At 36.8% G+C, this 16,002-nt stretch carries 16 protein-coding genes; 1 reads left to right on the top strand and 15 read right to left on the bottom strand.

Features of this window, described 5'->3' with window-relative positions; genetic code table 11:
* Nucleotides 1-511: 511 nt before the first annotated feature.
* The 4 genes from AW17_RS11880 to AW17_RS11865 all read right to left on the bottom strand — a co-directional run bounded on the left by AW17_RS11880 (nucleotide 512) and on the right by AW17_RS11865 (nucleotide 3,615).
* Nucleotides 512-1,063 (bottom strand): hypothetical protein, encoded by a 552-nt coding sequence (locus AW17_RS11880; RefSeq protein ID WP_029276628.1) that lies wholly within the window; start codon nucleotides 1,061-1,063, stop codon nucleotides 512-514.
* Nucleotides 1,060-1,260, bottom strand: a complete 201-nt coding sequence (locus AW17_RS11875) for a hypothetical protein (RefSeq protein ID WP_029276626.1) — start codon at nucleotides 1,258-1,260, stop codon at nucleotides 1,060-1,062. The genes AW17_RS11880 and AW17_RS11875 overlap by 4 nt, the downstream gene beginning before the upstream one ends.
* Nucleotides 1,261-1,729: 469 nt before the next feature.
* Entirely contained in the window at nucleotides 1,730-2,644 is a 915-nt protein-coding gene (locus AW17_RS11870) for a pentapeptide repeat-containing protein (RefSeq protein ID WP_029276624.1), read from the bottom strand.
* 131 nt (nucleotides 2,645-2,775) lie between these two features.
* The gene (locus AW17_RS11865; RefSeq protein ID WP_029276622.1) at nucleotides 2,776-3,615 is read right to left on the bottom strand and encodes an AraC family transcriptional regulator; all 840 of its coding nucleotides are present in this window, start codon (nucleotides 3,613-3,615) and stop codon (nucleotides 2,776-2,778) included.
* A 122-nt stretch (nucleotides 3,616-3,737) separates the two neighbouring features.
* On the opposite strand from AW17_RS11865, the gene AW17_RS11860 reads away from it, so the two are divergent.
* The gene (locus tag AW17_RS11860) at nucleotides 3,738-4,751 is read left to right on the top strand and encodes a zinc-binding alcohol dehydrogenase family protein (RefSeq protein WP_029276620.1); all 1,014 of its coding nucleotides are present in this window, start codon (nucleotides 3,738-3,740) and stop codon (nucleotides 4,749-4,751) included.
* Between the two features lie 451 nt (nucleotides 4,752-5,202).
* On the opposite strand, the gene AW17_RS11855 is transcribed toward AW17_RS11860, so the two are convergent.
* The 11 genes from AW17_RS11855 to AW17_RS11805 all read right to left on the bottom strand — a co-directional run bounded on the left by AW17_RS11855 (nucleotide 5,203) and on the right by AW17_RS11805 (nucleotide 15,893).
* Complete coding sequence (locus AW17_RS11855; protein WP_029276618.1) at nucleotides 5,203-5,502, bottom strand: hypothetical protein; 300 nt, start codon at nucleotides 5,500-5,502, stop codon at nucleotides 5,203-5,205.
* A 41-nt stretch (nucleotides 5,503-5,543) separates the two neighbouring features.
* Nucleotides 5,544-6,101, bottom strand: coding sequence for a hypothetical protein (locus AW17_RS11850; RefSeq protein WP_029276616.1), 558 nt, complete (start codon nucleotides 6,099-6,101; stop codon nucleotides 5,544-5,546).
* Nucleotides 6,102-6,252: 151 nt separating this feature from the next.
* On the bottom strand, nucleotides 6,253-6,669 hold the full coding sequence (locus AW17_RS11845) for a helix-turn-helix domain-containing protein (protein ID WP_051691792.1): 417 nt from the start codon (nucleotides 6,667-6,669) through the stop codon (nucleotides 6,253-6,255).
* 134 nt (nucleotides 6,670-6,803) lie between these two features.
* Complete coding sequence (locus AW17_RS11840; protein ID WP_029276612.1) at nucleotides 6,804-8,732, bottom strand: polysaccharide biosynthesis protein; 1,929 nt, start codon at nucleotides 8,730-8,732, stop codon at nucleotides 6,804-6,806.
* A gap of 31 nt (nucleotides 8,733-8,763) precedes the next feature.
* Nucleotides 8,764-9,828 carry a GNAT family N-acetyltransferase gene (locus AW17_RS11835; RefSeq protein WP_245235050.1) on the bottom strand — a complete coding sequence of 355 codons (1,065 nt, stop codon included), beginning with the start codon at nucleotides 9,826-9,828 and terminating at the stop codon, nucleotides 8,764-8,766.
* Nucleotides 9,829-9,852: 24 nt separating this feature from the next.
* Complete coding sequence (locus tag AW17_RS11830; protein WP_029276608.1) at nucleotides 9,853-10,890, bottom strand: GNAT family N-acetyltransferase; 1,038 nt, start codon at nucleotides 10,888-10,890, stop codon at nucleotides 9,853-9,855.
* A 39-nt stretch (nucleotides 10,891-10,929) separates the two neighbouring features.
* Nucleotides 10,930-11,424, bottom strand: coding sequence for a GNAT family N-acetyltransferase (locus AW17_RS11825; RefSeq protein WP_036669741.1), 495 nt, complete (start codon nucleotides 11,422-11,424; stop codon nucleotides 10,930-10,932).
* The gene (locus AW17_RS11820; protein WP_029276604.1) at nucleotides 11,421-12,392 is read right to left on the bottom strand and encodes a hypothetical protein; all 972 of its coding nucleotides are present in this window, start codon (nucleotides 12,390-12,392) and stop codon (nucleotides 11,421-11,423) included. The genes AW17_RS11825 and AW17_RS11820 overlap by 4 nt, the downstream gene beginning before the upstream one ends.
* Nucleotides 12,393-12,403: 11 nt before the next feature.
* Complete coding sequence (locus AW17_RS11815) at nucleotides 12,404-13,207, bottom strand: phytanoyl-CoA dioxygenase family protein (RefSeq protein ID WP_029276602.1); 804 nt, start codon at nucleotides 13,205-13,207, stop codon at nucleotides 12,404-12,406.
* A gap of 52 nt (nucleotides 13,208-13,259) precedes the next feature.
* On the bottom strand, nucleotides 13,260-14,414 hold the full coding sequence (locus AW17_RS11810; protein WP_245235049.1) for a glycosyltransferase family 4 protein: 1,155 nt from the start codon (nucleotides 14,412-14,414) through the stop codon (nucleotides 13,260-13,262).
* Nucleotides 14,415-14,492: 78 nt separating this feature from the next.
* On the bottom strand, nucleotides 14,493-15,893 hold the full coding sequence (locus AW17_RS11805) for a pectate lyase family protein (protein ID WP_029276598.1): 1,401 nt from the start codon (nucleotides 15,891-15,893) through the stop codon (nucleotides 14,493-14,495).
* Nucleotides 15,894-16,002: the final 109 nt, after the last annotated feature.

Genomic DNA, 16,002 nt, shown 5'->3' with positions numbered 1-16,002 from the left:
TTTCTAAAAGATAAATATGATAAGAGCCTTCAGAAAGTTCAAACTTATCAAGTTCAAAGTATTCGGTTAAGCCTTCAGGAAGTATGAAAGATAGTAGTGTGGTGTCCAAAACAAAGTATTTTCACAAAAATAATCAAACTTTAATACTCCCCAACTTTTTTGCTTGATCCGGTCTAATGTCAATATGGTAAGCCATTCGGCACAACAAAATAATTTAACTACAGATAGAAAGGATACACACAGATATGAGAATCCGTGTTTATCTATGGTTAAAACGCTTAACTTAACGGCATTGAGCGCAAGTCTTGGTGCCCCAGACATAAGCCATCGCCTGAATGTACATTCGATAAATCAATACATTAATTGCTCTTAAAGACCTCATTCAGTTAAATATGATGAAAGCGCAAGTCAGCCGGTCCAATGTCTCCCACACATAAGACTTGCGCTAGTAAGGGTTAAGATATTATGAAAGCACAAGTCTGTCAGCCCATTGCGCTAGTAAGGCTAATTATTATAACTCTAATAGGTTATTATAGGTTGCATCGAACATTTTAACCAATAACCGTTCCTTAGATTGAATATTTGCTGTAGACCGGTTAACCAGAAGGTAACCGCTGATCTGTTCATAGGTAAAATGTTGAAAGGTAACATGACCTATTTTTTGTTCTACCATTTCCTTGTACACCCTAAATCTTTGCGTATTGCGGTAATCCTCAACGGTCCGAGAAGCAGTATCTATTGTCCTAGAACCTATAAAGCCGAAAGATGCTTCCGGATAATCAACCAAAATCAAAGGGATCACATTCAAACAGGTCGTCAGTATATTAGATACATCACCCTTATTGGTCAACTTAGAATATTTATACTCACTTTGGCGATGGGGCTTTGCATAAAACTTAATTGCAAATACATCTTCCTGGTGATAATCTGCATGTATAATGTAAATATAATGCGTTACCGGGGAATAAAATTTATAAATCAAGGTAAACAGATGCGCCGAACCGTCATTGCTTTGGCGTTTCTGAATAAACTCGGGTAGATAACCTTGTTTGGTAAACCTCAAGGGATCAGATAATTCTCTTTGGTAACAAAACGACCAGTCACTGCAGTATGAGCAGCAACAGCTTTACTTTTTTTGACTTTAACGCCTTTTATTGATGCTAATGAAATTGTCACCTTTGCGAATTTGGCATCTTTAAGAGATGCCCATCCTAGTCTTACACCTTTGGGAACAATTTTCTTATTTGATAAACTTGCCATCTTTAAGATTGATATTAATAATACAAATATAAAGAATATTATGAATAAAATTTACTTACTTATAGCATAAACCACTAACAGTACCCGTTTGTTCAAGCTGCATTCTTCTCATTATCGTCTTGTTAATCCTCGAACAAGCGGCTAATATCTTTATTCTTAAAAATTTCCTTAGCCTGCTTTTTCATTACGTTCCAAGTCAAACAAGAACGACTAATGCATAGCGCAAGCAGACTCGCCACCCATTTCCTCCAATAGAAATCTAAATCGCAAAATCCAATGCTTTGAACAGAAAGCTGGCATCATATGTATTTTGAATCTATCAAAAATTTGGACAGTAGTGACCTTTACCAAACCAATAGAATGAAAATGAATGTATAAAAAAGGCTACCTGAAACCAAATAGCCTTTTGTAAAATACAACAAGACAGAAACCAACGCTAGCCGTTCAGCATTTCCTTAAATATGCCCAATTACACCAGGTTAACCTTTGATAAATCAGCACCCAAGCCTTTAAGTGAAGCATAAGTCAGTTTATCCATCGTTGCCCCTTCAAAGCAGATCGTTTTAATAGCCTTGTAATATTTATTGGTGAGGGCGAAGGTAGAGCGAAAAGATACATTTTTAAGGGTTGCACCTTTAAATGTAGTTTCGTTAAGTGCTGCGTTGTGAAACAGCACCCCTGTAAAAGTCTGCCCATCCAAACTCAGTCCACGTAAATCCGAATAGTCAAAATCTACCCCCTCAAACACGCAGTTTTCAAAAACCGTTTTCCTTAAATCGGTCTTGCTCAGTTTTACCTCAGTTAGCTTGGTATTACTGATTTTTGCCCCAGCCAGTTCTAAAGCATAGAATTTTGTCCGCACCAAAATGGCCTGATCAAAATTAGTAGCTGTAAGATCAGTAGCCGACAGGCTGCAATCGGTGAGGTTTGCCCCTTGGAAACTGGCTTCACGTGCATCGCTACCCAGAAACGAACTGCCAGTCAGGTCAGCACCAGTAAAATCTGAGCCGCGTAAATTACTCCCGTTAAATTTTAGCTTATGCGCAATAATACCAGCAAAATCAGTCTTAGCGAGATCGTTTCCGCTAAAATTGGTCAACAGCTGAGGCTGATGTGAATCTGTTAAACTGCTTACCTCTGGTATTGTCTCTTCAACCGCACTGCTGGCATTTGGAGAAGAGCGGTTTTCTGAAAAATAATTGAGGTCTACATCCAGAATCTTGGCGAGTTGGTTCAAGGTAATAATGTCTGGCATTGATTCCCCCCGCTCCCATTTTCCAACGGCCTGTGGGCTTACAAATACATGTCCAGCAAGTCCGGCCTGAGACATGTTTATTTTTTTCCGTGCTCCGGCAATTTTGTTGCCGATCATTTTTGCATCCATATGTACTGTCTTTTTAACTCTTTCGACATTGCAAATGTAGCCGGCCTGTTAGCCAGATTCAGCAAATCAGCCGATCCTTATAGTTGTATTTACGCTACTTTTTGTTGCTTTTCAGCAACTGTAAGTTGTATTTAAGCCACAAGCGAATTTCTAAAAGCTTTAAGGCTTAATCCTTTCTGCGATTTGAAAAATTTATTCAAATGGCTTTCGTCTGTAAAGCCCAGCTCATAGGCAATTTCGTTGATCCGCATATTACTGAAACGTAAACGCGCCTCAATCAGTTTAATCCTTAAATTGGCAATATATTGTTGGAGTGTTTCATTGGTATGTTTCTTGAAATATTTACCAAAGTAATTCTCCGAAATACCAAATTGGCTGCTCAGCTTTTCGGCCCTTAACTTCTCAGGATTGTAAATATTTGCCTGAATATAGTTTAGTAAGGCCAGGGTTTTCTCTTCGGCATCTTCTTTAACGGCGGCAGGAAGGTACTTGGCAATGTTGCGGGCTACCACAACAATCATTGTATCGACCATTTTCGCAATTAACTCCTTGTTATACAAGTCGCGGTTTACATACTCGGCCATCATCGCATCAATAAGCGACCGAATAAAAGGTTTATCTGAGAAATTTTTTAGGATACAGCCTGGTTGATGACTGGCATTCTGCAGAATATATTCCATCCGCTGTACATCATCGGTACGAAAATCCTTCGATCGGATATATACATTTCCAAAACGCAGAAAGAAAAATTCGGTAGTGGTTTCTATCTCAAACGAATGGCAATCATCCGGCGTGATGAGAAACATATTACCGGCATAATAATCAAATTTATTGTTATTGATACATTGCTTTCCCGTACCGGATAAAATGTATACCAGTTCAAAAAACAAATGTTTATGACCTTCCTTTGGGCATTCGTCTAACTTCTTATAAACAATTTCAAAAGGTTCGTATAAAGTTTCTCTATTCATCTTGTGCTAATCCATGGCGCAAATTTACCAATTAAAAGCAAACTTATACTGAAAAATAACGCTATATCAGTTTATATTTGCCTTACAGAAATTATAAAATTTTATATTAATATAAAGACACCATGAAAGCTATAGGATTTAAAACCTCACTACCCATTTCGGCAGAAGAAAGTTTTATCGAATTTGAAACAGCTGTTCCACGACCTAGCGGACGCGATATACTGGTTAAGATAAATGCAATCAGTGTAAATCCGGTTGATTATAAGGTACGCCAGAATAGTGCTAAAGATACGATATTGGAAAGCCCGAAGGTGATCGGATGGGATGCTACCGGAACGGTAGAAGCTGTTGGAGAGGCGGTTACTTTTTTTAAACCTGGCGATGCGGTTTATTATGCTGGTGACCTTACGCGAAGTGGCAGTAATGCCGAATATCAATTGATAGATGAACGTATTGTGGGTTTAAAGCCAAGCACACTCAGCAATGCCGAAGCTGCTGCTATGCCCCTAACCGCCCTTACAGCATGGGAATCGTTATACGACCGTATCCGCATCAGCGAACAAAAAGATAAAGGAAAAAGTATACTCATTATTGGAGGTGCCGGTGGTGTAGGTTCAATTGCCATACAGCTCGCAAAAAAAATAAGCGGACTAAAGGTAATTACCACAGCTTCTCGTACAGAAACCAAAGAATGGTGCCTGGATATGGGAGCCGATTTGGTAGTAGACCATAAAAACCTGATTGAAGAATTACATGTAGGAGGTTATCAGGAAGTAGACTTTATACTAGATTTTGTTGATTTAAATGGCTATTGGGATGCCATAGTAGAATTGATCAAACCTCAGGGACACATTGTTTCCATTACCGGTTCAGCCACTCCTATTGCGCTGAATAAGTTAAAAAACAAAAGTGTTACTTTTTCGTGGGAATTGATGTACACCCGTTCGATGTATCAAACCGACGATATGGAAGAGCAACACCATATTTTAAATAAACTCGCCGAACTTTTTGACAATGGTACGCTTAAAACTACCTTAAACACCACACTGAAAGGATTTACAGCAGAAAACCTAAAAGAAGCACACCGCTTATTAGAAAGCGGAAAAACGATTGGTAAGGTTGTAATCGAATATTAGGGATAATTTATTGCATGAAAATTAATATAAATTACAGAATGTTTTTATCGTATTGTAAGCTGCGAGAAATTGTCATTGCGAGAAGGCTTTTTCAGCCGACGAAGCAATCTTACAACGATCGCTACTAGCGGTGCGCATTAAGATTATTCATTTTTTGCAATTGTTTTTAAAGGCATTCATGAGCTCGCTTCGTTCGGTTATCTTCGTGCCTCGCAAGGACGATTTCTCTTTAGAATAGGTCAATTGTAACTAGAAGAAAGACAAGTTTAAATGCTTAATTAATCGTTCCACACAATAGGATTTTCACCGAGAGGCTTTATCGTGACAGATTAGCATTGATTATAAATATGTTACAGCCTTAATTGCTTTCGCTTAGCCATAAACCAAGAAAAGGCTACTCCTTTCGGAGCAACCTTCCCGTATTTTTGATCGATAAAATAAACTGGGCGGGTTATTTTTTCCCACTCATATCCATAAAGATGGATTTGATCCCTTCCAAAAGCTCTTTGCTCTCGCTTGCCAGCACCAATGGAAACCATTCGTCTGTGTGCAACTCTATCACATGCTCATGGATCAGGTAATGCCTGCCAGATCTAACCCTTCGCCGATTGCCTGGAATGACTGTTCCTGATAACATTTTGATTATAATTTTCGTAATCATCCTAATGTATTTCGGAGAATCCTCATATTTACAATCAATAAAAAGGATCCACAATCCGTTCATCGTATTGTATTGTATACTTGCTTTCATTTATGAAGCTTATTAAAGATGATTACTAAGGAATATCCGTTTTATAAACTGAAGCCCCAGGCGATTCTGAAGCCTACAAAGTTGTTCGTATGGTCGCAGTGATAGAATTTGCCATTGCTTTCATAGCGTAATCCTGTATCGATATAATTATTGTTGTGCAGATAAAATATCATTCCTGCCTGTGGCGCGTATACAAATGCGGCTTTTTTGCCCTCAACACAATTTGTTTTATTTAAAAGGAAGGAGAAGCCTATTTCCGACTGCAGATAAAGATTACTTCTGTAGAAATATTTTAAGCCTGCTTTAACTGGTACAAGTTGTAAATCATCTACCAACCGTGAATAATTACCTGATACAAACATGTTATTAAATCCGGTATTTACTGAAGCATATAAAATGCTTTCGGTAATGGGAAATTCTGCCTGAACGGAAACGCCAAGCGGTGCCTCGTACTTTTTGGCCAAATAGCCGGTAGCTAAACCTGTTTCGATACCTACGGAATACCGAATACCTGTGCCTCCATAAACCTGCGATTGTGCTTTGGCGCCTTGCAAAGCAAACAATGACAACAGTAGAGTTAGTGCGTTAATTGTTTTCATGATTTCGAAATTTTAGTGAATAGAAATCTATCACCATAATTGTACTTATGGTGAATTATTTAGAGAGATACTATAAAAAAAGGGAGAGTTCACCGGGATGGTAAACCCTAAGAAGATATGGGTTTAAAATAAATAAAATATCAGTGATGGCTTAAGAAATAGACCGATTGTTATTTCTTGGCATAGTATGATGTGCAACCGTTTCTGAAACACTCTTATCTATGTTGTTATTGCTTAATATTTCGTTGTATTTTTCAAGTAACTTGATGTATTTATTCATCCAGAAGTATACAGAATTCGCATCACCTTTGGTTTGATCCCCTGTATGTGCATCTAAAGCTTCGTGGATATAGTTACTGTTTTTAGCAAAAGTTTCGGGTAACTCAACAGAAAAATCGTGACCGATTACGGTACCCACTTTCCAAATAATTTCAGGGTTTAGACTTTTCTGATCAAACCAATTGTAAATAGTTCTTCTACTTACATTTAATTTCCGGGATAATTCACTTATTCCCATTCTGTCTCTGCGTACAACACGCTCAAGAACTTGGCCTACATTTAAACTCATAGCAGTTAATTTAATTTAAAATAAAACATTTAAACTCGATCAACAATCTGGGACGACTATTACTATTTAATGCAGTTTAATAATTATTTCACGAACAAAAGCAAAATAATTTTATTAGGGTATTTTTACGGTAATTAATTGGCAACCAACAGGTCTAATTCTTCAAATCTTGAATTATTACTGATGTAATCGGGTATAATTTCTTTCATTTTCTTCACCATATTCAAATCGTTGCCATGGTTATTCAACACTATCAGATCTTTAATAATCTGATTAACGTACAAATAATTGTAAGCTACTTTTTGCGATATTTTAATTTTTGGATGATGGGTGGGTATAATTTCTTCATCAATAAGCAAAAGTTCTTCATACAGCTTCTCTCCGGGTCTTAAGCCAGTAAACACGATATCGACATCCACATAAGGTGTTAAACCCGCTAATTTGATCATATTTACAGCTAAATCGACAATCTTAACTGGCTTACCCATATCGAAAAGGTATATCTCTCCCCCTTTACCCATTGCTCCGGCTTCCATTACCAATTGAACGGCTTCCGGAATCGTCATAAAATAGCGGGTAATTTCCGGATCGGTTACTGTTATAGGGCCTCTTTTTTCTATCTGGCTTTTAAACCTTGGAATAACAGAGCCATTTGAGCCCAAAACATTTCCGAAACGGGTAGTTACAAAACGGGTGCGCGAAGCTTGTGTGGTAATTTTACCAGTTGAAATAATTTCAGGACTGTTTAGTGACTGAATATAAATTTCGGCCAAACGTTTAGATGCCCCCATTATATTGGTTGGCTTAACGGCTTTATCGGTAGAAATCATTACAAACTTTTCTACGCCAAATTCCATTGATATATCGGCCATGTTTTTAGTGCCCAGTACATTGGTTAAAATGGCCTCAGCTGGATTATTCTCCATCATGGGAACATGTTTGTAAGCCGCAGCATGGAAAACAATTTCAGGTTTATAGAGTTCGAATAATGTTCTGATCCGGTTTAAATTCTGCACATTGGCCATAAATATCTTCACATTCGCGTCCTGGAAGTTATCTTCCAGTTCGAGTTTTAAATCGTGAAGCGGTGTTTCTGCCTGGTCGCAGAGAATTACAGATTTAGGATTGTACTGTAAGGCCTGTCGAACAATCTCTGATCCGATAGAACCCGCAGCGCCTGTAACTAAAATACATTTACCGCTTAAATCTTTCAGAATATTCTTTTTATTGAGCTTAATCGGTTCACGTTCCAGCAGATCTTCAATTTTCAGGTCGCGTAATTGGTGCGAATCCAACTTGCCGTACAACCATTTATCTGATGGTGGCACCATAATTACTTTCATACCTTCGTTAACACAGATATCGATAATTTTCTTTTTGTTTAAAGTGTTTAGTGCATCTTCTGCAAAAAGTATCTTTTTTATATTGTGTTTTTCTTTTAATAACGCTACCGAGCAAGAGTGGTATACTTTTTTCTGCTCGAGGTATTTATCAACCCGATCTCTGTTATCATCAACAAAGCCAATGATGTTTAGGTTAGAATCTCCGTTCTGTTCTATTGCTTTTTTGATGAGGATTGCTTTTTTTTCTGATCCATAAATCAGAATATTCTCTTTGGTTTCTGATTTGAGTTCTTTAAAAAATAAAAACACTCCTTTTACCAAAATACGCATGAGAATAAGTAGCGATGAGGAGATAAAAAAGTTCAATATCAATGCCTTATCCATTTGATGCCAAAGCAATTGAAAACGTTGCGAAAGTATTTTATTTACACTAACAAAGAGTAAACTGGTTACAAAAACCGCAAGGAAGACCCTCAAAATATCTTCGGTATTGGAATAGCGAATAATACCGGTGTGTATTCTTAATGAAATGAAAACACCTGCAGCGATGAAACAATAAAGTGCCACATATACAGCATTGCCTGAGTTAAAAACGTCGGTGTAGTTTAATGTATTGGTTAATACAATGGATATAAACAATGTCCATACAACGATCATCTGATCAATCAATAAAATTAACCACCTTGAGTGTGCTCTGTCTGGAAAAAGGAAATTTTTCATAATTGAGAATCATTAAATATTTGTTTAAAGTTTATTGAGGTATCATTCTATAAAGGGGAAAAAAGTCTATATCGGTATGTATCTGGTTACCCGATTTTTCTACTAACTGATTGTAAACAGCTTTATTGGCAATAAAACGCCAACTGCAATAATTTAAAACCATACTCGAAAAACCCAGTTTCCATTCAAATAGCGAATCTTCTTTAAAGCCAAGTCCACCACCTAAATGGTAGTATTTCATCTTCCACTTACGGCCTAACTCACTAATTTCATCCACCAAAAATTTAGCAGGAGAATTTTTAAGATAATCAACATTTGTGGCAATTAAGTGTCCCTCTATAATGCTATTGGTACACATCACGATACTGCCGCAAACTAAATCATCGTTTGAATAAACCAGAATTAACTTACAGTCGAATTCTGTAGCCTGAACAAGCCTGATAAAATATTCTTCAGTAAAAAGATAAAAATCAGCAGCACTAATACGGTTCATATTAGATAGATAAAGTTTCGTGAAAGCAGCGATATCTTCCTGAGTGGCAGCCTCAACAGCAGTATAACCAAACTTTCTACATTTTTTAATACTATCTCTCGTTGTTTGCCTATACTGTTTACGCTGCTCTTCTATACTTTGTTGTAAGTTAATGGCAACTGTTTTTCCATTTTCATATATGCTATCAGTTTTTTGCAACAGTATATTTTGATCAAAAAAAGGGTGAAGCCTGGAGAAAACAGAAACGTAGCTACCTTTATATAAGAATGCTGAAAAAGCATTTAAAAAATTTCCTTTTAAACTGTCGCTCATATCGGGAAATTTCAGGTTAGAAACAGGACCTGAATACCCGTAAACGCAATGCAGATCGTAATATGGCGTATCCTGGATTGCACGTTCCAATAAAGGGATAGCGATAAAACTATTGGCTTCGCAATACACAAATAAAATGGGCTTTCCGTTGGTTGCCATAGCATGGTAGTGCCAGGTATGATAAAAATCATAATCGGCAGCCAAGCTAATATACTTTACCCAATCATCCTTCTGTTTTAAAGTTAATTGCAAAGTAGTGCCTGTAGCATTATTTTCAATTAGCATATCCATTTTATTAAAAGAAATAATAATTAATTACGAAGCAATTACAGGACTACGGTAGAGTGGAAAAAAATCAACAGTCGAAAAAGGATCAAGCGATCTTTCGTTTAAAAGTGCATTGTATAATTCATTATTGGCAATATACCGCCAACTATTAAATTCGAAACATAAATTAGAGAAACCCATCTTCCAACCAAAAAGGTTATCTTCTTTAAAATTAACACCCCCACCCAGGTTAAAATATTTATATCCCAATTGTCTACCAATTATGGTAATTTCATCAGTCAATAATTTAGCTGGCGATTCGAACAGGTAAGCGGTTCTGGTAGCCAAAAGGTGCACCTGCATAATTTCTTTGGTACAAACTACAATGGCGCCTGATATGGCTATTCCATCTTTATACACCAAAAAAAGCTTGCTATCAAATTCATCAGAAGAAAGTAGCGCAACGAAATAGGCATTATTAAAAAGGTAATGGTCTTTTGCGCCTATTCGAATCATATTTTCGGTATATATTTCAGAAAATATACTCGCATCATTAATTTCGGTCGAAATTCTGACTTCATAATCGCGCTTTCGCAACCGCCTGATTTTTTCTTTTACGCTTTTTCGATAACCCGCCCTTTGACTCTCAATGCTTGTGGTTAAATCAATCGCAACTGTTTTTCCATTGGCATGTACTCCAGAAAACTTATCCATTAACCTTTCCTGATTAAAAAACGGATGCAATCTGGAAAAAACGGTTACATTTTGACCAGTTTCGAGATACGCTATGAATGTATTTTTAAAGCGTTCCATAAAATCATCGTTCAAAGCATTGAAGTCCATGTTTGAAATAGGCCCTGTATATCCATAAACCGATGTAAAATCAAAGAAATCGGAACCAGGGATGTTTCTCTTCAGAAGTGGGAATGCTATGTAATTTTCGCCTTCCTCATACACAAACAGTATAGGTAAACCACTTTTATCTAAAGAGTGGTAATACCAGGTGTGATAAAAATCGTAATGCAAAGCGCGCTTTACATATGCAGACCATTCTTGTTTATCATCAATTGTAATAATCTTTCTCATTTTAAGCTATTAAATTAGGGTAGATTTAAAGTAAATAGTTCAGTTTGTGGCAAGTAAAACAGAAGAATTAATTACCATTTTTATGAAATCTTCCTGCTGTGAAACAGGTTGAAAGCCTACTTTTTTATAAATAGAATAAGCAGCCAGGTTATCTGAATGTACTTCTAAGAAAATGTGTTTAAGGTTAAGGTTATAAAAGGCATATTTTAACAACATTAAAGAGGCATTATAGCCTATGCCCTTCCCCCAGTATTTCTTTTCACCGATAAAGAGGTGAAATTCTGCACTATCGTTTCCGATATCGAGCAACTGAATATTGCCAATGTATTCATTGGTGTTTTTTACGCAGATGGCAAAACGTTTTTCGTTGGCCATATTTAGTTTATTTAACAACCATTGTTTTTCAACCTCTGCGGTAATGGGGTCTTTTAACACAAATTTGGTATACGACCATACTTCAGGGTCGTTTCTCCACTTGTACGACACATCAGCATCTTTTAATGCTAATGGCCTTAAGTAAATTTGAGTGTTCATATGAGCGGTTTTAAAGCTTTAACAATTACTTTCATATCCGCTATGCTGTAGCGGTGATCAATTGGTAACGAAACAAGATGTTTAGCCAGAAAATATTCATAACTATCAACATGTGTCCATTCGTAAACATTAGGCCAATAGGTGGCTACAAATATTTTTTGATTGATGAGCTGCTGTTTAATAGATGGGTCTTCAACCAAGAGTGGGTAAGCCATTGGCACGTCTTCCTCTGACAAGTTTAGTCTCAAGATATTTTCCGGTCCTAAGTGTTCATCCAGGTAAGCAAAGTTCTTTCTTCTGATATCGGCGCACTTATCGTAATCGATGCCGGAAAGAATGGTTTTTGTTAGTACCGACATCATTTTGATTTCGTTATTGCACAGCTGTTGGTTGTTTTCTATGTAATCGGCATACCCCTCTTCAATATTGATATCGATACTTTTAATCAGATGAGCGAAGCGATCTGTTGACTGGTCCTGTTTTAAATTTAAACCCAGCGTACTCGAGATATTAAGATAAGCACCATCGGGCACGCCAAAAAACTTGCGGCATGAGTAGAAGGTATCGCAATTGTTTACCGGCTTAGAAAAAAATGCCTGGGCATTATCTATAATCAGGTTCTTGATTTCTTTGGCTAGCTTTTTAACAGTTTCCGTTTTAACTCCGAAGTAATTCGTGTAAAGCAAGCAGCAATGTTCGTCTATTTCAAAATCTATTACCGGATCTAAATCTTCGTCTATATGGTAAAAGTGATAATTTATATTTAGTTTTTGGAGCGGCTCTAACAAAACCTCGCAGGTAAAGTATGGAAGGTATATGGTAGCGTATTTTCTTGTCCTTAACACATATTCCAGTGCATTTCTGCCTGTATTAAGTGCAATTAAATCAGGGTAATAAAGCTCCCCTTTTGATAATTCTAGCGGAATGTAGCCACCAATTGTTTTGGGTGAGTGCGTTTCTGTTTCCATCGTTTTATCCTCTACCCTTGATCTGTTTTATACATTCTGCTTTCTACAGGTCTGTAATATTCCTGTAAACTGGCAGGTACCCTTGCATTGTAACCAATAATCTGCCTCAAATCGTTATCTATTTTTTCGCCAAATTCGTATCCCAAAAATCTGGGATAATCGAATTGTTGTTTAATGTAAGGTTTGGTAAAACCTAAGGTAAGAGCTCTACGCTGTTTGCGGGTGAAATTAATCCCCCCGGCATGCCAGATATTGGAATCGAATAATATAATGCTTCCTTTTTTGGCAATAGCTTGTTTAGCAAAAGCTTTAAAGTGTTTTTCTTCGGGTTTGATATCCAATTTATGAGAACCCGACAAAAAGTGTGTGGCACCATTAAATATGGTAAAATCATCGAGCACAATAATCATCTGGATCATAAACTTAGATTCAGCGGAAAATGTACGTACATCGCGATGGATATCCTGAATATACGACTTGGCCTTCTTGGTGTTAATTACTCCGTTTATCCCATTAAGAATGTAGTTTCCGCCCAAAAAATCACGGATTTCTCTGTGGCAGTACAATTTACTCAAAAGCTCGATAGCGAAATTATCTTTCTCAAGCAAATGATGTAATGTTCCTTCCATATTTTCATCAATTCCATTTAAAACCTGTATTTCTCTTCTTAACAGATAAGAAGTTTCGAAACCGGTGGTTATTTCTGAAATTAATTTCTGATTGATTGCCTTTTCATATACAACCCATCCATACTCATCAATAGCTTCCCTAAAGTCGGCTAAAGTGGCTCGTTTGTAAATAAATGTATTGTTCACAATTTTAGGTTTAGTTTATTTATTTGGTTAGTTATTGATGTGCAAAGGTTGGTTAAGCCTGTAAATGCATAATCTTAAAAAGTTGTGCATTAACGATATTCACATCAAATTTTGTTTTTGCAAATTCATGTCCTTTGTTTCCAAAAGCAATAATATCATCACTGTTATTAATAAAGTATTCCATTTTATTGGCTAGTGCGCCAGCATCTTTAACCGGAATAAGAAATCCATTGGCCTGCTTAGGGTCGTTATTAATGGTTTCACGGCATCCTACAGAGTCGCAGGTAATCACTGCCCTGCCTATAGCCATTCCTTCGAGCACACAGCGTGGAACGCCTTCTCCATAATAAGAAGGATGCACCATTACCGAAGAGCGCTCAATATCTGGGCGCACATCGTCAACCTGACCGATGTATTGAATCGTATCTCCACTTGCAATTTTTTGGTACAGCTCGGGTGCAATGGCATCAATATTCGGATCGTATGGTCCAATGAGTTTAAAAACGGCTTGCGGAAACCGTTGCTTAACTAATTTAGCGGCATCGTAATATTCTTTAATGCCTTTTGCATTAATGAGCCGCGATACCATTAAAAAGGTTATGGGCGATGTACTTGGTTTAGAATAGTGATAATGACTTAAATCTACTCCCGATCCGTTAACCACATAAACCTGGTGTTTTTTATTCAGGATCTTCAGATCGATTAAACGTTGAGAATCGTCTTTGTTCTGAAAAATAATATTTAAACGTGGATTGGGTTTCAGACTTAGTTTTAGTAATAACCTTGTTATTTTAACAATTAGTTTATTACCGGAAGAATTATCGGTAAAGTTATAACCCAAACCGGTAAGCATGGGGGCAATTAGTTTCACCTTGCATATTTTAGCTAAAAAAGAGCCGTAAATAACAGGTTTAAAGGTGTAAGGAAAAAAAATATCAGGTTTTATTTGCCTGATGAGTTTATACAGCGAAAAGATAAACCTTAAATCGGATATGATAGAAACATTACTACCATCTAAGTTACTCTCGTAGGTAATTACATTCAGTTCTTTCAGTTTACTCCGAACGGATTCTTGTTCAATTTTTGGTGTAAACACATAAACCTGGTTATGCTGTTGCATCTTTTCGATCAGCTTTCCCCTAAAATCGAGCAGGGATCTGGAAGAGTCGCAGACGATAAAAATCTTTTTCCTAGTTATATTCATCATGTCAAAATTTTAATTTAAACTGCAAAGCCACCTATCCAGGTGGCTTATTGCAGAAAAAATATGAAGGTTTTGCTTTACCTACTTGGCACCAGCATTCGCCGTTACGATTGCAGGCACACTCGCCGCATCGTTAAGGAATGATGCATACTCATACTCTGGAACCCAGGTAGAAACTGCCGTTGTTATATTGTTTGCACCACATTTATCGTAAATATTGGTGGTAATACCGCTAAAATATCCTTCCGGATCACTTGCCACTTTTGTAGTTAATGGTTTAACACAATTTGAGAAATACTCATTATCTGTTCTTACTATACCACCTGCTCTTGTACCAATAGAGTAACCAGAATTGTTAAGGTGATAGTTGTTAAACATGTGTACACTACCATAATTCATTGATGGCTCTCTTTCGGTAATATTGTACCACATGTTGTGGTGCATGGTTACGTGTAATTTACCTTTATCTGCTTCGTGACCTTCGATACCGCCACTAATTAGTACTGATAGGTTGGTATCGTGGAATTTACTCCAAGAAACAGTTACATAATCAGATTCTCTGGTAATGCAAATATCTTTACCCCAATACTCCCAGCCATGAGTACGATCTGTAGAGAAATCGCAATGATCTACCCAAACATGGTGAGCAGCCTCTTTAATTTGCACTGCTGCCTGTTCTACGTAATTTTTAAAAGTGATGTTCTGAATTATAATGTTACTTACTGTATAAATAAATAGATTCACACCCTCAATAACAGCTCCAGATCTACCAATAATAGATTTGTTTGATTTTACATAAACAATATCCTTACCAGCGCCTTTAATGGTACCACTTACATAAATAGTACGTGTAATGTTATCGCCAACAGCTGCTTTTAATTGATCAAGGGTTGTTACTGTAGTTTCCACACCACCCTGGCCACCTGTTGTTTTACCATTTACTAAAGCATAACCTACTAAAGCTGCATTTATAGTTGTATTTGCAGGTGGAGTTACCGTTTCTGTTGGAGGTAAAAGAGCACTTGTACCACCCATTACATAAGTATAAGAACGACCGTTAGTTCTTGGGTCGGTATTATCAGACGCTGAAAATATTACTGTAGTACCCCAATGGCTAAACCTTCCTTTACCTAAATTCCTAATGTCATCGTGTACACTATGGGCAGGGCCAAGCTCTACTCCGTTTTCAAATAACCTTAAAATTGATTGTTCTTTTGAAGTAGCATTGTCGCCTCCTGAAATGGATTGTGAAATTTTATATGCATAACCTCCTTCAGACTTTACTCCTATAAGGCTTAATTTACCTGTACTACCACTAATAGCTGCTAATACTGATGTTGAATCGCTTGAAAACAATTCTGTACTGTCGGCCAATTTATCATCGGCATTCACACTTTTTTTACAATTACTAAAGAAGATAATTGTCGTTAACATTAAACCAATTAAACTCACTTTTTTAAACAATTTTGTCTTTCTCTGCATTTTTTATTTTTTTAAATTTACAACTTAACGCTATATGCGATAAATGAGTACATTTAATAAAATGCAGTTAAAACGCTGATAATTAAATAATAGGCTTAATATTCGGCAT

It is taken from the genome of Pedobacter borealis DSM 19626 (assembly GCF_000708285.2).
Classification (GTDB): Bacteria; Bacteroidota; Bacteroidia; order Sphingobacteriales; family Sphingobacteriaceae; genus Pedobacter; species Pedobacter borealis.
The sequence above is the reverse complement of the archived record's forward strand: the minus strand, read 5'-3'. Positions and strand labels throughout refer to the sequence as shown.